The following is a 2,575-nucleotide window of genomic DNA, read 5'->3' as shown; positions in this document are numbered from 1 at the left end:
GACGTTTCTCACCCATGAGCAGGTCACGGCTTTGGCAGACGCGGCCGGGGAGTGGCGGACGGTCATCCTCGTTCTGGCTTTCTGCGGGCTTCGCTGGGGCGAGCTCGCAGCTCTGCGAGTGGGGCGCGTCGACACGATGCGTCGAAGGATCAGCGTCGCGGAGTCGGTGACCGAGCCTGATGGGAAGCTGGTCTGGGGGGACCCGAAGAACCACCAACGCAGGTCGGTGCCGATCCCCAAGTTCCTGGTCGATGAGCTGGACGTCCTCAAGGCGGGCAAGGGTCCGAAAGACCTGATGTTCACCGGGGCGCGTGGCGGGGTGCTGCGGAACGGAAACTTCCGCAGGGACATATTCAACGCGGCGGCTGTCAAGGCCGGCCTTGACGGACTGACACCACACGAGCTGAGACATACAGCGGCTTCACTGGCCATTAGTTCAGGGGCCAACGTGAAGGCGGTTCAGAGGATGCTCGGGCACGCCTCGGCCGCGATGACTCTGGACGTGTACGCGGGCCTGTTCGACGACGACCTGGACGGTCTCGCGGACCGCATGGACGAGGCTCATGTGTACTCGATGTGTATTGAGGCGAAGGATGAGGCTAAAACCAAGAAAACCAGCGTGACTCACATCCGCTCTGCCGCAACAGAATTGGGTTAGTGGGCCCCGTCGGGCTCGAACCGACGACCTACGGATTAAAAGTCCGCTGCTCTACCAACTGAGCTAGAGGCCCGGGGTGTGGGACAACTCTAAGCAGACCCACACGCCGCCCGTAGCCTAGTGGACCGGCGCCCCTCCCGGCGTCCCGTCGCGGCCGCTAGGGCTCGCGGAGTATTTGTTGACCGTCGTCTGATCGCGAGATCCAGGCAGTCGACACCCTTGGAGTCAGACCGCGCAGGAGTCACCCTCGCAGGAGGGCGCAGAGCCCCCCGGAGTCACGAGGGTGAGCGGCTGACGCTCGGACCAGGCCTTGTTTAGCACCTGCAGGACGGCGTCGGCGGGTTGGGCTCCCGAAATGCCATACCTGCCATCGATGACAAAGAAGGGGACGCCGCTGATGCCGTATGCCCGCGCCTGCGCTTCGTCGGCGCGCACCGCATCGGAGTAGCGGTCTGTGGTCAGCACTGCGTCCACTTCGACCTCGGCGAGCCCGACCTGTGTGGCGAGCGCGCGCAAGGCTGACCGGTCTGAGACCGGAGATCCCTCCGTGAATGTTGCGCGGTCAAGGAGCTCCTTGAGCTCGTCCTGCAGGCCATGCTCCAACGCGAGGTGCAGCAACCGGTGCGCGTCGAAGCTGTTGCCGGGCCGGGCAAGGTCAAATCGGAAGTCGAGGCCTTCTTCGGCCGCTGTCGCCGTCATGTTGTCGATCATGACCTTCGCCTCGGCGATCGTGCATTGGTACTTCGTCGCGAGCCGCTGGGCGTACGTTCCCGATTCAGCGCTGCTCGGAGGCGCGGACACGTCTAACTCAAAACTACGCCAAACCAGCTCCACCTCATCGCGGTGGGCGAAGCGCGCCAAGGCCGCTTCGAATCGGCGTTTGCCGATGTAGCACCAGGGACAGACAACGTCGGACCAGACTTCGACTCTTAAGCTCACGACTGAGCCAACAGCATCGGTGACCAGTCTCTGCCGTGGACGCGGCCCGTCCTCTCGCCGGAAGACGAGGGAGGCTGGCAAGGACAGCCGGAAGAACGCCAGCTGCTCACACTGAGGAAACCGTCGCTCTATGAGCCCGCCCCTGAGCCAAGGCGGTGCGGACCCTGAAGTTCCGGCCCGGCATTCGGGGTCAGGTCAGGGGTGCACCTGATGGACGGCGACTCTCCGGCGGCGCAGAGTTGGGGTGTCAGGAAACGCCTTGAACACCGGTTTGAAGGGAAGCACACCAACCATGAACGACATCCAACAGAGCTTCGCCCAGCAGGGTTTGGTCCGACCGCAGGAGGGGCGGGTTCTGGCTGGCGTGTGTGCCGGGCTCGGACGACGCTTCGGCATCACACCGTGGACCGCACGTCTCCTCTTCTTGCTGCTGCTGATGGTGATCCCAGGCAGCCAGCTCCTGATCTATCCGATCCTCTGGATCCTCATGCCGTCAGCGGAGGCAGTGCGCGTTCAGCCGCCGCGGACCCCTCCGGCCCCGGCCGCCTGACCCTGGGATGGCGGCGCGGAGGCGGGCACAGGTCGCCAGATCGGTCATCCGCCGCAGTAAAGGGACAAAGCAGGAACAACTTAGGGAATCAGCGCACCGCTAGGACGCTCACCTTCGGGAGCCCCAGCTGCCGCCAGAGTTGGATGAGCCACCGCGAGAGTTGGATGAGCCCCCCCAGCTGGACGAAGACTGTCGAGAAGGGGTGTCTTGCCATTGAGGATTCGACCCTGTCGAGGGATTGGAGGCAGGAGGCGCAGGCGCTGGAGCTGGAGCTGGAGCGGGAGCAGGCTTGGGCACGGGAGCAGGCGCCGGAGCGGGAGCAGGCACGGGAGCGGGAGCAGGCTTGGGCACGGGAGCAGGCACGGGAGCAGGCGCGGGAGCGGGCGCTGGAGCGGGCGCTGGAGCGGGGGCCGGGGCAGGCTTAGGTG

General features: G+C 65.2%; 4 protein-coding genes and 1 tRNA gene. 3 read left to right on the top strand and 2 right to left on the bottom strand.

The window, feature by feature from the left end; all coding sequences use genetic code 11:
* Nucleotides 1-658, top strand: a 658-nt coding sequence (locus tag AC3XYG_RS00540; RefSeq protein WP_489137861.1) for a tyrosine-type recombinase/integrase, incomplete at its 5' end; no start/stop codon positions are given.
* Here AC3XYG_RS00540 and AC3XYG_RS00535 read toward each other — a convergent pair.
* A tRNA-Lys gene (locus AC3XYG_RS00535) sits at nucleotides 659-731 on the bottom strand.
* Nucleotides 732-883: 152 nt separating this feature from the next.
* The gene (locus AC3XYG_RS00530; RefSeq protein WP_489137860.1) at nucleotides 884-1,597 is read right to left on the bottom strand and encodes a DsbA family oxidoreductase; all 714 of its coding nucleotides are present in this window, start codon (nucleotides 1,595-1,597) and stop codon (nucleotides 884-886) included.
* A 259-nt stretch (nucleotides 1,598-1,856) separates the two neighbouring features.
* Between AC3XYG_RS00530 and AC3XYG_RS00525 the strand changes: the two genes are divergently transcribed.
* Nucleotides 1,857-2,147, top strand: a complete 291-nt coding sequence (locus AC3XYG_RS00525; protein WP_489137859.1) for a PspC domain-containing protein — start codon at nucleotides 1,857-1,859, stop codon at nucleotides 2,145-2,147.
* A gap of 164 nt (nucleotides 2,148-2,311) precedes the next feature.
* Complete coding sequence (locus tag AC3XYG_RS00520; protein WP_489137858.1) at nucleotides 2,312-2,572, top strand: hypothetical protein; 261 nt, start codon at nucleotides 2,312-2,314, stop codon at nucleotides 2,570-2,572.
* Nucleotides 2,573-2,575 lie beyond the last annotated feature (3 nt).

The sequence above is a fragment of the Inquilinus sp. genome, assembly GCF_057815775.1.
Note: the sequence above shows the minus strand (reverse complement) of the source record. Positions and strands in the feature narration are given on the sequence as shown.